Raw genomic sequence first — 15,711 nt, 5'->3', positions numbered from 1 at the left:
GATTTCTTTTTCAAAGCTTAGAAAAATCTTTAATTTTCCCTTAATTTTTGTCGCAATTGAAAACAAGAATTCATTTGAATGTGAATACTGTGTGAAGTAGATTGACGGTTTTTCTCACATGAACGTCATTTTTCGCTTGTCAACAATTTGACATTTCAAATCGTGCTGATATAATCACAGTATCAGCAAGGTTACGTCGGGGTTAGCCTCGCTGATAGAGCAATTATATTATTATATTATCACTAGAATTATTAATTCAAAGGGAGGTAGTTATGTCTCTTTACATTCTGAAAGGACTATGCATAGTCGGCATCGTTTTGAACCTGTTCCTGATGTACAGAAAGATGAAAGAAATGCGTGCAGTAACTGAACCAGATCCGGTATTCGGACTCACCGGTGAAGAACTCTGGCAGCAGCAGAAAAAACATAACGTATATAACTTCATTGTAGGAGTTATCATGAACTTCGGTGATACCCTGGGTATCGGATCCTTCGCCGGATCTTCCGCAGCATTCAAGATTGGTAAGTCCGTAGACGATATCAACGTTCCTGGAACGCTGAACGTAGGTGACACCGTCCCGGTACTGTTCGAGGCATTCCTGTTCTTCGGATTCGTAGACTTGGATACCCTCACTCTGGTTTCCATGATTGTTGCATCCGTACTCGGCTCCATCCTGATGGCAGGCGTAGTATCCAAGCTGGACAGAAAGCACGTACGTATCGCAATGTTCATAGGATTGTTCCTTCTCGGTTCCGTAATGCTGTGCAAAGTACTGGCAATCGGACCTTTCGGTACTATCGGTACCGCTTTGAAGCTGACCGGCGTTAAGCTGATTATCGCAGTTGTTGTAAACTTCGTTCTGGGCGCTCTGATGAGCGTAGGCGTAGGACTGTACGCTCCTTGTATGGCTCTCTGCTCCCTGCTGGGACTGAACGTTGGAGCCGCATTCCCGGTAATGATGGGATCCTGTGCATTCCTGATGGCATTCGGTAACGGCCCTAAATTCATCAAAGAAGGAAGATACGACATGGCAGCATCCTGGATGCAGGCATTCGGCGGAGCAATCGGTGTATTCATTGCTTACAAGTTCGTAAGCTCCATCCCGCTGAAGATTCTGACCATCATCGTAGTATGTGTAGTATACGTAACAGCAGCAATGTTCCTGCACGATGCTATCAAGAAGGGATCTGCAGCATAGACTACAGAACATTCAGTTACAAAAGATTCCAAAAGAGAGTGGCAATCGCCACTCTCTTTTTAATATGCATTCAATGCAGAAGACTCATTCTCCACTCCAATCGATGGGATGTTTCCACACAATGCACTACAAAAGGCGGGATGCTTCCCGCCTTTTACTTCGTCTATTCATCCTCGCCGTCTTCCTCCGGCTCATCCTTCCGATAGGTATTGTTTCGTACCGCCGTAATCTCATCTACTATAGACTCAATCTTATTCCTAGATATCCCATCGTATCCTTGTACCAAGCGCTCTCCAATCAGTTCTGCATCCTCTTTCTCGTACAACTTTCCAAGATTCTTCAGACAGTGCTGAATATTGTTCATATCTCCTGCCTTCCGCTTCTTCTCATCCACCGCTCCCGGCAGATAATGGAAGCTGTCCCCGAACTGATCCAACGCATTGTAGGCAATAATTCGCTTCAGATAAGAGTCCGTCGGATTTCCTATGCCGACCCCGATTACTGCGATGTGCTTTCCGTCCATATTGAAATTCACATAGTTCTGCTGAAGAAGGTTCAGCTTCTCAATCCGCCCGTCCTTAATCCAACCGATATAAATTACATTTCGATACAGAGAAGCATACCCCAGATACTTACGGGTAGCCGGAATCATGTCGCTATGAAGCGTATTGCTGATCCATTCTCCATACTTCAGTGCACTGCCGTGTTTGCTTTCCACAATCACCAAAGTATCTGCCCGACTTTCCATTCCGGCAGCCGCCCTCCGGGCCTCCGCCTTTCGATTTAAATTCTTCATTCGCTTATTTATCCTCTCTTACAAAACCCGGCGTACATCCACAATTTTCTTTCCGCTGTATGTACTTCCATTGGAACGGAACAACTTTGTACGGCAGATGCCATTCGCTTCATCCATTGCATGCACGATCTGTCCATTTCCCGCATAAATCGCCACGTGGGACAATCCGGAACCAAAGAAAATGATATCTCCCGGCTTCATCTTGTCAACGCTGACGGATTTCCCGCCGATTTCGTGATACAATCCGCCCACATTCATGCTTTTCCAATGCTTTCCCGCCGGTCCATGGGTAAAAACATAATTTACAAATCCGGCGCAATCCACGCCTGTTTCAATATCTCGACCTCCGAGAACATATGGATTTCCAAGATATCGATCCGCAAAGACAATTGTCTCTCCTTCGGTTAATGATTGATCTTCTTGTGCCTCTATAACGGCCTTCGTTTCCTTCACAGTGTCCTTTACCGGCACGACCGCATCCTTCATCGTAAAAGCAACTTTCTTTGCGTCAAAGGCGATTTTCCGATTATATGCGGTAGTCTCCGTTCCGATGGCATAGCAAAACACCGTCAGCAGAATCAGCTCCATTACCAGAATTACAACGATTCTCTTCTTTATCCAATTTCGAGTCTTTATCCATTTCATAAAGGCCCTGCCTTTCTCTTTGTCCAGAGACGCCTATCAGTATTATTATACAATAGAAGAAAAGGTAAGTGCAATCCTTCCTCGGAATAGAACAAGAGTGTCGGACGGTTTCGAACCATCCGACACTCCTGTTTAAAAAGGAAAGATTACATCTGTCAATTATTTCTTGCTGCGCATTTCTTTCTCTTTCATTCGAATCTTCAGAATCATGAGTGCCTTCTTAACGTCTTCCGCCGTCATATTGTTCTCACCGACGATATCCGACTCGATGCCCTCCGGATTCTTGCAAATATCTACGATATTCTTCAGATTCGGGTCGTCTACTACGAAAGTAGCCATGCTTCCGCTGAAGTTCAAGCCGGAAAGTGGAATATCCCGTTCTCCCAGCTCTTTCACGCAGTTTACATAGTCCACATCGCTGTTTCCCCAGCCATCGGAGCTGACGATAACGCCATCGGCACGCATGCACTCTGCCACGATTGCCGCACGTGTACTGTTGCGAATCTTATCTACGTTATCATCCGCCGTTCCGAACAGCAGTACACCCATCAAATCAATACCTTCATCAGAACCAACGATGTCTACCAAAGGATCTCTGAAATGATGTAAACTTGTTTCTTTTGTTGATGGTCCAATTCCCATAATCGCACCTCCTACTGCATGGATCTAATAATGCCGTCCCGGTACTCGTTCGGTGTCAGCATTACCGGCATATTGCCCATTTCAATAATTGATTTTCCGCCTTCCACGCCCGAAGGTTCATTCGGGAACAGGTGAGTATCGTACATCGCACCCTGCCCGGCAACCTGACGGATAATCAGTACACGCTTCTGACCCGGGCGAACCGTGTCATGGTATTCATGACGCTCGGTGCATTTATTTCCGTTAAATTTCTTAAGAATGTCTCTGTATACCTGAATAAAATCATCACACGCTGCGTGTCCCTGGAACGCACCTTTCCGTTCCTGACCCATTGCAGCCTCAAAAGTAACATCAAAAGAAATGATATAGTCATTTTCATCCGGAGTTCCGGCTCTGCCAAGAACCAACTTCTCCTTAAGGTTTCCTTCCGAAGATCCGAATTCATGGGTCTGCTTTCCGTTCACATCCACACCGGTAAGCATCACATAGACGCCGGTAACAGTATGGGTGATTCCATCTCCGCATTTGCCCAGTACCTTCGTTGAAATCGGAACGATGTCCATAATCGTGTTCGTCCAACGATCATGATCTCCCGGCTTGATAATCTGGATATCAATCTTATTAATGGTGTCATACTTTTTCACCAAATCCGGAATCATATCTTTCGAAACGGTAAACTTACCGTCCATCGTCATTGTGCAAGCATCTCCAAATTCCACTTCATTCATATGGAATGCTTTAATCACCAATCTTCTCAAATCAATTTCTTTAACAGCCATAACAATACCTCATCTTAGGATAAATGGGGCAGAATAAACATTCTGCCCCATCTTCGTTTCCGATGTCCTATTAAGTTGGACTAGATTACTGCGTGATATTCGAATGGCAGCGGAACAATCTTTCCCGGAGTCTGAATCTTCTCCAGCTGTTCCAGAGTTGCCTTTACGATACCAGTCTGCATCTCAACGTTGTGTGGTTCACCAGCGTTTGCACCCATCGGTACCATAGGAGCTACGGCACGAGGTGTACCAGCCTGTCTTACAACAGGAGGCAGTGCTGCGATGATTACAGTCGGGATGCCGATGGACTCAATTGCTCTCTGCACGATTGTTGCAGAGCGGTGGCAAGTTCCTCATCCAGCAGTCATCATAACTGCATCAACGTTCTCATCCTTAAGTCTCTTTGCAATTTCCGGACCTGTGTAGTTGGTGAATCTTTCGATGTTTCCACCACCACCCATGAATCCATAGTGGTAAGGAGCAGTTCCCTTGATGAATCCTTCTGCAGCCAGCTCATGCAGTCTGGAGATTGGATACATGCAGTTGATGTCCTTATTTACGTCAGAGTTATCGTAACCACCGTGAGTTACCATCAGCTCTTCTTCCGGTGTGTCATCTGGAATTTCTCTGAAAGTGAAGTCACCAGCAAGATTGAATCTTTCCTGGTCTGTTCTATGTACACCTGCAGCTGTAGCCAGAGCAATTACCATCTCGTTGAGTGGCTTTGTTACTGGAGCCCATACCGACTTCGGTGTAATAGGTACAAAGATTTCAGATTGTAAACCTTTTACAACTGTCATACTCATTTGTATTATTCCTCCTCGATATTTTCTGTTGGCGCCAAATCATATTGACGTCTTCTACGCGCATCTATATTGCTGATATACTTCTCGTTGATTTCCGGTCCTTCCTGCTCAATGAAGCTCATATTCCAAGCCACCGTCTGACCAACCTTCAATTCCGTATCGGAGATAATCATTCTCATCGGAACCAGCAGGTATCCAAGTCGTCCTTTGAGGTCGATTCCAACACCCTCGTCGTGAACCTCCACGATTATTCCTTCCATCTTGATTATCTTATCGCCGTACTTCATCTGTATATCTCCTTACTATAGATTAGTCGTATTTAGCCTTTCTCTTCTCACTCATTGGCAGGCTCTGCTCGTTCTCAACCAGTTCGATCTTCTCGCCGGTAGCCTTCTCAATCAGCTCGACATTGTTCTGCTTAACGTTTGCGTTGTAGTGTCTTTCCGGAGCCTTGATTTCCTCGCCGGCCATCTTAGCCTTCAGCATAGCCAGTCCACGGATAGCATCCTCTTCGCAAAGAGTGTTGCAAGCCAGTACTTCGTTCTCGATACCGGACATGGACTTGTTGTTGTCTACCATTGCATCGCAGTACTTGTTGCCGGTTACCAGTGCACCCTGTACAGCGCAGAAGGAGAATCCAACAACCGGAATTCCTCTCTTACCAATCTGCTCGATGTGGGAAGTGAAGTCAACGTGGTTATTTCCGAATCCTTCGGTTGTAACGAAAGCACCGTCAACGTTCATGGATTCAACCATCTGTCCCAGTCTTCTGGATACATAGAACTTATCGGTGTTAGCCTGTGGGGAACCAACGAAGATAACGCCTACGCAGTCAACGTCTTCATCGTGTACAGCGCCCAGTACCAGCGGCTCTCTCCAGTAGTGTCTGGACATTTCCTTGGAAGCCGGTCCGATGCATGTCAGAGCGTGGATACAACCATCCAGTACTTCCAGTGGGTTAGCAGCTACAGGAACGTTACCCAGGTCTACGTTTGGCTTAGCGCCCAGAACGCCAACCGGCTCAGTTGGGAACAGGAAGTTATCGTGCATTGCACCCTGACCCATGATTTCCTTAACTACTACAATCTTCTTCTTACCAGGGTGTCTGGTCTGCTGCAGAACCTGAGTATCAACAACCTGCTCATCGGTCAGGTCTCTTCTCATAGCTTCTCTGATTTCAGAAGTTACGTGGTCAACTGCAGTATGGATTGCGATAGGTCCCGGTCTCTCCATGTTCTTCTTTCTGTCGATAACGGCTTCATACTTAATCATGATTTCGCCCTTATCTACAGCACCCGGACGGCCCCACTGCATGTTCTCGTCGAGGTAACCCTCGGAAGAACCGAACTCACCAACCTGAACGCCTTCTTCGGTAACACCGGTTACAACGGTAACTACGCCGTCCAGAACCATGGTCTCACCTTCGCCCAGCTCCATGTCGGTATCTGCCTTACAAGCGATTGGCTGAATGTCCATTACGGTCTGAGAGTATGTGTGATACTGATCCGGGTTGATGATTTCAACCTTCATGCTCTGAACCAGAGCCTGAGCATCTGCACCTTCGGTAGCTGCTGCTTCACGAACGTACAGGGTAGTACCCTCAATCTTTGTCTCGTCACCAAGAACAACCTTGTCGATCTTGTAGTGCTTTCTGGTCATCTCTCTTACGACAACTTCTTCCTCTTCAGCTGCTGCTGCTGCCGGAGCTGCTACTGCTGCCGGTGCTACTGCTGCTGCCGGAGCTGCTGCGCCTGCACCAACGCCTGCCGGGATTTCGATGTCGATGTTCTTACCTTCTCCGATGTGGAGTTTGATTGTGCCACCTGCTGCTGCAACCGGAGCTGCTGCAACCGGAGCTGCTGCTTCTTCTGCAGGAGCTTCTTCCTCTGCTGCCTCTTCCTCTGCTGCATCGTACTTATCAACGATGTCCGGAGTGATTGGTGTCAGGGAATCTACAGTCTTAGTTAATTTCGATCCATTCAGAACCTGGCAAAGCTTAAGAGCGCCATCTGTGTTCAGAAGTCCGGAATCGATGAGGTCTGGGAAAATTGCCGGATCCTCAAAGTTCGCAGGCTCCAGAACTGTGCCTTCTTCTGCTCTGCAGCACAGTACTGCTGGGTCGTTCGCATGTTGTTTAGCTGTTTCAGCTGTGATTGACATATCGATCTTCCTCCTTAAAATGTTTTGCCTTGCATTTGCAAATATATATTTATCCACTCCGCCGCACCGACAATCGGGGTCTGCCGGTACAGCAAAGGAAAATAAATATCTACTTTTATATATAACTAGGGCAATGCAGCATTCACACTGCCCTAATTATTCAGAAATTAGTTGTTCTCTACGTTATCTACAACGTTGAGATCCTGATCCACGTGCTTGGATACTCTCAGAGTTCTGTACAGCGGGTGATCTACCGCTCTCATAACATGGTCAGTCATGTGCAGAACCTTCAGGCCCATCTTCGGACCGGATGCCATAACTGTGTTGGAGCAGTCAGAGCAGTTTCCGATGATGATGTATTCGCACTTATCCTTCTTGAACTGCAGGTTGTTTGCAACCTGGCCCGGGCAGTTACCCGGTCTCTCGCACTTTCTGGATCCGTTCGGCTGTTCCTGAGCCTGCTTGCAGTAGCACAGAGATACTTCTTTTGCATTGTACTTCTTTGCCAAATCACGCATTCTTTCCAGGTTTCCGCCACATGCACATACCAGAATTCCCAGGTTTGCTCCGTGGAGATCCATGAATGGCATGGATACCAGAATTGCTCCGGTATTCTTGCAAATCGGTTCGTCAACGGTGCAAGCTCTTCCGGTGAATGCACCACCCATGATGATTTCACCGTAGTCGCCATCGATGCCGCCGGCTCTTTCAATCAGAGAACCTACGCTGGTACCAACCGGTACGTCTACGAATACGTGAGCATCGTGACCGCCGTTCAGCTTGCCTCTTACGGTCAGGTTCTTCAGGAATGATGGCTTTCTTTCGTCGATTGCTTCTGCCACTCTTGCGCAGGTCTCACTGTTGATTACAACGGCTTTTGCTGCGCTTGGGAGCTGGCTTGGCTCCAGTTCGATACCGAGACATTCTCTTACAACGGCTCTTTCTTCACCCATCGGATAAATGTCCGGAAGCAGATGTCTCGAGATTGCCGGTTCATCTGCAAGAAGCTCGTCCAGCTTTACAATAGTATCGTGATGTTTCTTCTTAATAGCGATGATTGCTTTGTCTGCTCCGGAGATCTCCATTGCATACTTGATACCCTTGATTACCTTCTCAGGCTCTCTGTCAAGCTGCTCAATGTTGTGAGCCAGTCCCGGTTCACACTCGGAAGCGTTAACCAGAATGTATCCATCTCCATCGAAGTGAGTGTCCAGCTTAATTCCGGTCGGGAATCCTGCTCCTCCCATTCCGACAACACCGGCTGCCTTAACCATTTCCAGCGGTGTTCCTTCCGGAATCTTCTCATAATCTTCACTCTGCTCTTCATCTGGTTTGATGATGATTCTGTCTTCTAATACATCTTCAACAACACCGTCAGCGCTGGAGAAAATGTTTGCTCCAAGACCTGTTGGCTCAGCGATCAGAGTACCTCTTCTGACTTTGTCACCCTTCTTGACAACCGGTGCACAAGGCTTACCAACATGTTGTCTTAACAGAATTTGTAAATTTTCCATGACACAATCTCTCCTTAAATTATTTCCTGAATTGGCAATTACTTGAATCTCATTACAAATTATCGCCCTTTTACATAATGAATATTATCACAGAATTCTATTCAAATCAACGATATAATAAATCCCAGCATTGAAAAACTCTATAATTCATTATTTCTCATTTTACTTTTCTATTCCTTTATTTTAAGGGGTTTCCGACGGTATCCTCGGACGCTTTTACCATTTTTTTATTCTTGTTTGTTAAATAACTGTTAGATAATCCCTATGATTCGTGTCATGAAGTTTTATCATGATACGCATTTGTTATTGTTATGCCGACATTATAAATTGTGATATTGACATTGTGAAATTCTCGTCTATAATGAGATTATAAATTGTAGATTATTTAACCTACATCATTTACAAGCGACCTAATCTAAGGAGGTATTTAGCTATGGCATTTGAACCTAAGGTAAACATCGATCTGTATACCGATCATGTTAGAACAATCGAAGCACACACATCCGGTGAGTACTGCAGAGTTGCTCTTGATTGCCCTGAAACGAAGGGAAACACAATGATTGAAAAGAAGCACTATCTGGAGAAGCACCACGATGATTTCAGAACCATGCTGATGCACGAGCCTCGTGGACATCACGATATGTTCGGTGCTATTCTGTGCGAGCCAATTCACGAAGAAGCAGACTTCGGTATCTTCTTCCTGGATGCAGGCGGCTGGCTGAACATGTGCGGTCACTGCTCCATCGGTGCGGCAACCGTTATTCTGGAAGCCGGACTCATGGAAATGAAGGAGCCACAGACAACCGTTAAGTTGGATGCTCCTGCCGGAGTAATCACTCTGGTTGCAGACTGCAAAGACGGCAAGGTTACCGGCGTAACCCTGACGAACGTACCTGCTTTCGTATACAAGAAAGACCTGAAGCTGGAATACCAGGGCAAGGAAGTAACTTATGACCTGTCCTTCGGCGGATCCTTCTTCATCATGGTTGACACCGAGAAGAACTTCGGCATCAAGGTTGGTCCGGACACTGCAAAGTTCCTCAAGGACTTCTCCAGCTATGCTCTTCAGGAAGTTAACAAGACTGTTGAAATTCAGCACCCTGAACTGGACATCACAACTGCAGACCTGGTTGAGAACTACTCCACCGTTGATAATCCGGAACCGGATATGCTGACCCTGAGAAACCTGGTAGTATTCGGAGATCCTAAGGATCCTCAGCTGGATCGTTCCCCATGCGGAACCGGTACTTCTGCAAAGCAGGCTCTCCTGCACTCCCTGGGCGAACTGGACGTAGATGTTCCATTCACTTATGAATCCTTCATCAGCACCAAGTTCATCGGCAGAATCCTGAAAGAAACCAAGGTTGGTGATTATGACGCTGTTATCCCGACTGTTAAGGGTGCTGCTTACCTCTGCGGTCAGGCAACTTGGTTCTGCGATCCGGACGATCCAATGACCAAGGGCTTCGTTGTTCCTCAGTAAACGACATTTTTAAACCGTAACAAAATCGGTCAGACTCATCGAGTCTGACCGATTTCTTTTGCAACGATTATCGATAAAATTATATTTCTCATGCAAGCAAAACCGGCTGCAATCACACAGCCGGCCCTAAGGAGTTGTATCGCATTTGTTATTACCCCGAATAATCCCCCCCTTACAGTGGGAACTCAATTGCGATGTCTTTACCTTCTCCAATATAAAGCTTCAGAACGCCGCCTGCAGCTTTCATTGTTACACCGCTTACAGAACCAGCAACAGCCGGTGCAGCAACTTCTGTGCTTTCCTCTTCTTCTGCTTCCTCTTCTGCCTCATCTGCAACCTCATCGTACTTATCAATGATATCCGGTGTAATCGGTGTCAGAGAATCAACAGTCTTGGTCAGTGTGGAACCATTCAGAACCTGTCCAAGTTTCAGAGCGCCATCTACGTTCAGAAGACCGGTATCAATCAGGTCCGGGAAGATTGCCGGATCTTCAAAGTTTGCCGGTTCCAATTTAGTTCCTGCTTCTGCTCTGCAGCACAGTACTGCCGGATCGTTCTTGTGCGCTGCTGCGGTTTCTGCTGTAATAGACATAATAAAAACCCTCCATTCATTTTTCTATCTTACGGTTATATAGTAGCACACATGGAGCACTTCGTTACATTGAAAAAATCTATCACAATAAGTAATGATATAGGTTTTCTTTAAACAAAATGTGATTTTTAATATTTTTCTGATTTTTATGTTGACATATTACCAATACTGCGATATACTAAATGAGTCGGTTGAGCGCCCATAGCTCAATTGGATAGAGTAGCACACTACGAATGTGAAGGTTCGGGGTTCAAGTCCCTGTGGGCGCACCAAGTCGAGACAGATGTCTCGGCTTTTTTTATTTTTTTGTTATTTGAGTCCAACGAACCGGACGGAATGAAGACGGCAACAATCAACAACTATTTAATTATGTGAACTATGTACAGTAGCGGAAAACAAAGCAATTAAAAGGTTCTTCACTTTTTTCTCGGGGATTGCCTTTTATATAAGGTAAACATTCTTTTCTTAATGATGGACATGAGCGTGTTGGCGTGGACATGCCCGCAAAGCCTTTATCCTCCGTCAGAGCACGCCAACATGCTCAGGATTTTTCCGGCCCGCCGACGTCTTTGTTGGCGTGGGCATGCCCGCAAACCCTTGGAGCTCCGTCGGGGCACGCCAACAATTGAATCTCATTAGCAGGTATCCGGCGCAAATTTTGGCGTGGACATACCCGCAAACCCTTGGAGCTCCGTCGGGGCACGCCAACAATTGAATCTCATTAGCAGGTATCCGGCGCAAATTTTGGCGTGGGCATGCCCGCAAACCCTTGGAGCTCCGACGGGACACGCCAACATGCTCAGGATTTTCCCGGCCCGCCGGTGCCCAAGAATGAAAGAACCTGCATCCGGAAAGCAATCTCAGCTTGACGATGAGATTGCTTTCCGGATGCAGGTTTGCTCTTTTGTTAAAATCCCCGAGAAAAAAGTGAAGAACCAATTAAAAAGCCGGGATTAATTCCCGGCTAACATGTATTCATCTTCTGTTTTTGCATTGATCCTTCATCAATCCCCAACAAAGGGCGATTGGAAATATCAAAATGCATATTATAACAAATATAATAAATTGAATGTCGTCTCTTCGCTTTTGTTCCGGTGTCATTTACTCCACCCCCTTAACTATCACTCTATCTTGAACAACCAGTTTTGTTTTGTATCTCTCGAATGTTTCCGGATTATCCGCCTTGAAAGTCGTTATTCGGCAGATTGATTTACAGCTTATTTCTGTTGTTCTTGTACAAAAGCATAAAATAATAAATGCACATTGCGAAAAGTGCTCCACCCAGTATTGTTGTCAATTTACTCATTTCGCTCACCTCTAATTCTTTGAATAATACTTGCCTTTTTTCGGATACACTTCTTTAATACTGCCTTTCCGATAAGCTTGCAACAACTGTTCCAAATCGTCAATCTGCTCCCGAATCGCCTTTCCGTTATCCGTGTCCACAATCAGCATGCGCTGCGGAAGGGTATATACGGTCTGAATAACCGGATTGTTGAATTCTTGAGTGCCGTCCGGACGCAGCGGCTGATACGGCTGGTGTTCCGACAGAGCCATGAAACGAGAATTGAAGATAAACGTGTATCCCGCAATTCCGGTGGTCTTCTGGTACGCCTTGGAAATGCCGCCATCGATGACGTACAGCATTCCGCCGCCCTTGATTGGGCTTTCGCCGTCCTTGATTTTTACCGGAACGTGACCGTTCAATATTTTTCCATGGGAAGCGTCCAGGCCGAAGTCCCGAATCATCTTCACACAGATGTCCTTCTGGTTGATTAAGCGATAGTACGGTACGACATGCTCTTTGTGGGTCGCTTTGTCCGCAATGAACAAGCGCTCGAAGGTAGTCATTTTATCCTTGCCGAACAGCGGAGAATCCGGTCCCAGCCACAGATACCACATGAGGTTCGCCGCTTCCGCCCGAGTCTTTCCCTTCGGCGGATTGAAATACGCATCCCGAAGCTCCTTATCCAGGTACTCCATCAACTTCGCCCCGTGTTGGGTAATTCCGTTGATGGTTACATCCCGGAATTCGCCATCCTCAGTAAAAGGAATACATCCGTGGAACATCAGGTTTCCGTTCAGAGTTTTGTACAGTGCACCGTGGCTGTACAGGAACTGGATGTGCTCCTGCAGCTTGTCCGAACGGAGAATCGATGCCTCCAGGGCAATCATAACTTCTTCCTCTTCCGGACTCAGTCGGTACGGATCTGCCGGATCGATGGTCGGCAGATTGGCATCCTTCAGCGGATATACGGTTCCCTCCACTTCCACGGTGCCGTTCTCAAAATCAATTTTATCCAGAAGCAGACGCTTTTCCAGATGCATCTCCGGGTGCGCCTGAATAATCTGACCTTCAATTTTGAACTGACAGATGGCAATCATTTTGTGCATCTTCGCCGCCAAGTCTTCCGGAATCGGATCGAATCTGTTTTTATCCAATACGTGCGGCCAAAATGCCTTGCATTCGTCGTCTTTGTAAATTTTTTCCGCCAGGGTTGCCAACGGCCGCAGATTGATGCCGTAACCGTACTCCAGCATATCAAAGTTGTTGTAGCTTACATTCATCCGAATGATGTTCGCAATGCACGCCCAGTTTCCGCAAGCAGCACCCATCCAAACCACATCGTGATTTCCCCACTGGATATCCACATTTCGGTGAGTCATCAGAAAATCCATAATCAGGTGAGGCTTCGGTCCACGGTCGAAAATATCGCCGATGATATGGAGATGATCCACCGCCAAAGAACTGATGGTGCGGGCAAATTCCACAATCATGGTTTCGGCCGAGCGGTATTCTACGATGGAATCGATAATTTCATTGTAATAATGGGTTCGATTCTCGTCATCGTCCGCAAAAAGAAGTTCGTCCATAGCGTATCCGGAGTTGTCCGGCAGAATCCGACGTACTTTTGACCGGGTGTATTTACTGGATACGGATCGGCAGATAATGACCAGCCGATAAATTGCGGATTTGCACCAGGCATCGAAATCCTTCTCAGATTTTTTTCTCCGTTTGATTTCTGCAACCGGATCGTAGATTAACGCCGCCAGGGACTCCCGTTCCGCTTCGCTGAGCATTCCGGAGAAGTGCTCGTCGATTTTCATCTTGATGGTACCGGAAGCACTTCGAACAAAGTATTGAAACGCATCGTACTCTCCGTGCAAGTCGCTGAGGAAGTATTCTGTACCCTTTGGAAGGGCCAGAATGGCTCTCAGATTGATTATTTCCGCCTTCACCGAACGATGGTTCGGATATTTTTCTGCCAGCATCTGCAGGTATTTACTATCTGTCATCTAAACCTCCACTACTTCTATTGAAGAAAAATTAATCTTCCTCCACACGCATGAGATCTCCGCCAATACCCTTAAACTTCTGCACAAAATTTTCATATCCTCTTTCGATATGGTAGATTTCGCTTACCTCTGTGGTTCCCGTCGCAACCAATCCGGCCAAAACCATAGCCGCCCCTGCTCTCAAATCGGTTGCACGAACTTTTGCCCCATGAAGCTTCTTTCCGCCCGGCACAAATGCCTCCCGGCTTTCCGTAGTAATATCCGCTCCCATTCGGTTCAATTCCACCACATGCATGAAACGGTTCTCAAATACCGTCTCCCGCACGATACTCTGTCCGTGTACCGTGGTGAGGAATGTCATGAACGGAGACTGGATATCCGTCGGGAAGCCCGGATACGGAAGTGTCTTGATGTCTGTAGCCACCAATTCCCCTTCTCTGGCATCTACGTAAATTCCATCATCCTGAACTTCTACTTTTACACCGCATTCTTTCAGCTTTGCAATAATCGGACGCACGTGCCCCGGTATCCCATTCTGCACCAGCACGTCGCCGCGGGTAATCGCTGCCGCCAGCATAAAAGTTCCAGTCTCAATCCGGTCCGGAATAACGGTATGAATCGATCCGGACAGAGATTCCACGCCGGTGATTCGGATGGTATCCGTTCCGGCGCCTTTAATCTTCGCACCCATCTTGTTCAGCTGATTGGCCAAATCGACGATTTCCGGCTCTTTTGCCGCATTCTCAATAATCGTCACATTCTTCGCCAGGGTTGCCGCCATCAGGATATTTTCCGTCGCTCCTACGCTTGGAAAGTCCAGGTAAATGGCATCTCCCACCAAGCCGTCCGGTCCTGCGGTAAGAATTACATGTTCTTTATCCTCATCGAATTCCACCGTTGCGCCCAGCGCACGGAATCCCTTTAGGTGGAGATCGATCGGACGTTTTCCGATGGAGCATCCGCCCGGCATCGGCATGACGCATTTGCCGCAGCGAGCCAGCAGCGGCCCCATCACCATGGTAGAAGCACGCATTTCACTTACCAGTTCTGAGTCTCCCACCGTGGTCTTAATCTCCTTTGCCGTAACGGAAATCACGCCAGGAGACAGCTCCTCTACTTCTGCGCCGAAGCTCTTGAGCATCTCCCGCATTACTTTTACATCCGCCAAATCCGGAACATCCTCAATCCGGCAGGTATCGCCGGTCAAAAGGGTTGCCGCCATTAACGGAAGAACCGCATTCTTCGCACCACTGATTTGCACCGTTCCATGAAGTGGACCGCTTTCATTCACAAGAATTTTTGCCATTTCTTCTCCTTATTTTTAATATAAAATGATTTATTTATAAAAATAATATTTACAAAATTGTTTATTCGTATCGCTACAATGTCCCGTAAAATCTATCTTTTTCGGGACTTCCGAGCATTTGCGCGGCTGAATGCCGCTTCTTCCTTTCGGGAGCGTTTTTTCGCTCGATGAGACCGAATGGCTGCCGCTCCGGTACCCACACTGGCCACCTTTCCGATCAGCGATGAATTCTCGTGCACCGTTTCCACAATTCCCATCATGGTATCCGCTGCATTATCGATAACGCCATCAATGACTTCCGTCTTCTCTGCGGCAATCTTCGAAATCCGGTTGGCATCATCCAGAATATCATCCACCTTTCGAAGCGTTTCCTTCAGCCTTGCCGCCAAAACGATTAGATAGATTACCAGAATAATGGTCATCACGATCAATCCGATAATCAGTGCATCTGTGAGATTCAGCGAAACATTCATTCCACATTCCTCCTTTTGA

Annotated in this window: 14 protein-coding genes and 1 tRNA gene; 3 read left to right on the top strand and 12 right to left on the bottom strand. The window is 46.8% G+C overall.

Annotation, left to right across the window (positions count from 1 at the left end; all coding sequences use genetic code 11):
• The first annotated feature begins 272 nt into the window (after positions 1-272).
• Positions 273-1,199, top strand: coding sequence for a permease (locus PUE40_RS01580; protein ID WP_154553406.1), 927 nt, complete (start codon positions 273-275; stop codon positions 1,197-1,199).
• Positions 1,200-1,362: 163 nt separating this feature from the next.
• On the opposite strand, the gene PUE40_RS01575 is transcribed toward PUE40_RS01580, so the two are convergent.
• The 8 genes from PUE40_RS01575 to prdC all read right to left on the bottom strand — a co-directional run bounded on the left by PUE40_RS01575 (position 1,363) and on the right by prdC (position 8,541).
• Positions 1,363-1,995 carry a hypothetical protein gene (locus tag PUE40_RS01575; protein ID WP_154553405.1) on the bottom strand — a complete coding sequence of 211 codons (633 nt, stop codon included), beginning with the start codon at positions 1,993-1,995 and terminating at the stop codon, positions 1,363-1,365.
• An 18-nt stretch (positions 1,996-2,013) separates the two neighbouring features.
• Complete coding sequence (locus PUE40_RS01570; protein ID WP_154553404.1) at positions 2,014-2,640, bottom strand: C40 family peptidase; 627 nt, start codon at positions 2,638-2,640, stop codon at positions 2,014-2,016.
• 159 nt (positions 2,641-2,799) lie between these two features.
• Positions 2,800-3,282 (bottom strand): glycine/sarcosine/betaine reductase component B subunit, encoded by a 483-nt coding sequence (locus PUE40_RS01565; protein ID WP_154553403.1) that lies wholly within the window; start codon positions 3,280-3,282, stop codon positions 2,800-2,802.
• A gap of 11 nt (positions 3,283-3,293) precedes the next feature.
• Entirely contained in the window at positions 3,294-4,061 is a 768-nt protein-coding gene (gene prdD / locus PUE40_RS01560) for a proline reductase cluster protein PrdD (RefSeq protein WP_154553402.1), read from the bottom strand.
• Between the two features lie 80 nt (positions 4,062-4,141).
• Positions 4,142-4,867, bottom strand: coding sequence for a D-proline reductase (dithiol) protein PrdB (gene prdB, locus PUE40_RS01555; RefSeq protein ID WP_154553401.1), 726 nt, complete (start codon positions 4,865-4,867; stop codon positions 4,142-4,144).
• A 5-nt stretch (positions 4,868-4,872) separates the two neighbouring features.
• Positions 4,873-5,154 (bottom strand): CBO2463/CBO2479 domain-containing protein, encoded by a 282-nt coding sequence (locus tag PUE40_RS01550; protein WP_154553400.1) that lies wholly within the window; start codon positions 5,152-5,154, stop codon positions 4,873-4,875.
• A gap of 22 nt (positions 5,155-5,176) precedes the next feature.
• Positions 5,177-7,027, bottom strand: coding sequence for a D-proline reductase (dithiol) proprotein PrdA (gene prdA, locus PUE40_RS01545; RefSeq protein WP_277671684.1), 1,851 nt, complete (start codon positions 7,025-7,027; stop codon positions 5,177-5,179).
• 167 nt (positions 7,028-7,194) lie between these two features.
• Positions 7,195-8,541 carry a proline reductase-associated electron transfer protein PrdC gene (gene prdC / locus PUE40_RS01540; protein ID WP_154553398.1) on the bottom strand — a complete coding sequence of 449 codons (1,347 nt, stop codon included), beginning with the start codon at positions 8,539-8,541 and terminating at the stop codon, positions 7,195-7,197.
• Positions 8,542-8,974: 433 nt separating this feature from the next.
• On the opposite strand from prdC, the gene PUE40_RS01535 reads away from it, so the two are divergent.
• Entirely contained in the window at positions 8,975-10,024 is a 1,050-nt protein-coding gene (locus tag PUE40_RS01535) for a proline racemase family protein (protein WP_154553397.1), read from the top strand.
• A 172-nt stretch (positions 10,025-10,196) separates the two neighbouring features.
• On the opposite strand, the gene PUE40_RS01530 is transcribed toward PUE40_RS01535, so the two are convergent.
• Positions 10,197-10,616: a sugar transporter gene (locus PUE40_RS01530; RefSeq protein WP_154553396.1), complete on the bottom strand. Its 420-nt coding sequence runs from the start codon at positions 10,614-10,616 to the stop codon at positions 10,197-10,199.
• A gap of 195 nt (positions 10,617-10,811) precedes the next feature.
• Between PUE40_RS01530 and PUE40_RS01525 the strand changes: the two genes are divergently transcribed.
• Positions 10,812-10,888: transfer RNA gene (locus PUE40_RS01525), tRNA-Arg, on the top strand.
• Between the two features lie 1,045 nt (positions 10,889-11,933).
• Here PUE40_RS01525 and PUE40_RS01520 read toward each other — a convergent pair.
• The 3 genes from PUE40_RS01520 to PUE40_RS01510 form a co-directional block, all read right to left on the bottom strand.
• A complete protein-coding gene (locus tag PUE40_RS01520; protein ID WP_154553394.1) occupies positions 11,934-13,913 on the bottom strand; it encodes a fructose-1,6-bisphosphatase in 1,980 nt (659 codons plus the stop codon).
• Positions 13,914-13,944: 31 nt separating this feature from the next.
• Complete coding sequence (murA, locus tag PUE40_RS01515) at positions 13,945-15,219, bottom strand: UDP-N-acetylglucosamine 1-carboxyvinyltransferase (RefSeq protein WP_154553393.1); 1,275 nt, start codon at positions 15,217-15,219, stop codon at positions 13,945-13,947.
• A 92-nt stretch (positions 15,220-15,311) separates the two neighbouring features.
• Positions 15,312-15,692 (bottom strand): hypothetical protein, encoded by a 381-nt coding sequence (locus PUE40_RS01510; protein ID WP_154553392.1) that lies wholly within the window; start codon positions 15,690-15,692, stop codon positions 15,312-15,314.
• Positions 15,693-15,711: the final 19 nt, after the last annotated feature.

The organism is Mogibacterium kristiansenii (genome assembly GCF_029224645.1).
Taxonomy (GTDB): Bacteria; Bacillota; Clostridia; order Peptostreptococcales; family Anaerovoracaceae; genus Mogibacterium_A; species Mogibacterium_A kristiansenii.
Note: the sequence above shows the minus strand (reverse complement) of the source record. Positions and strands in the feature narration are given on the sequence as shown.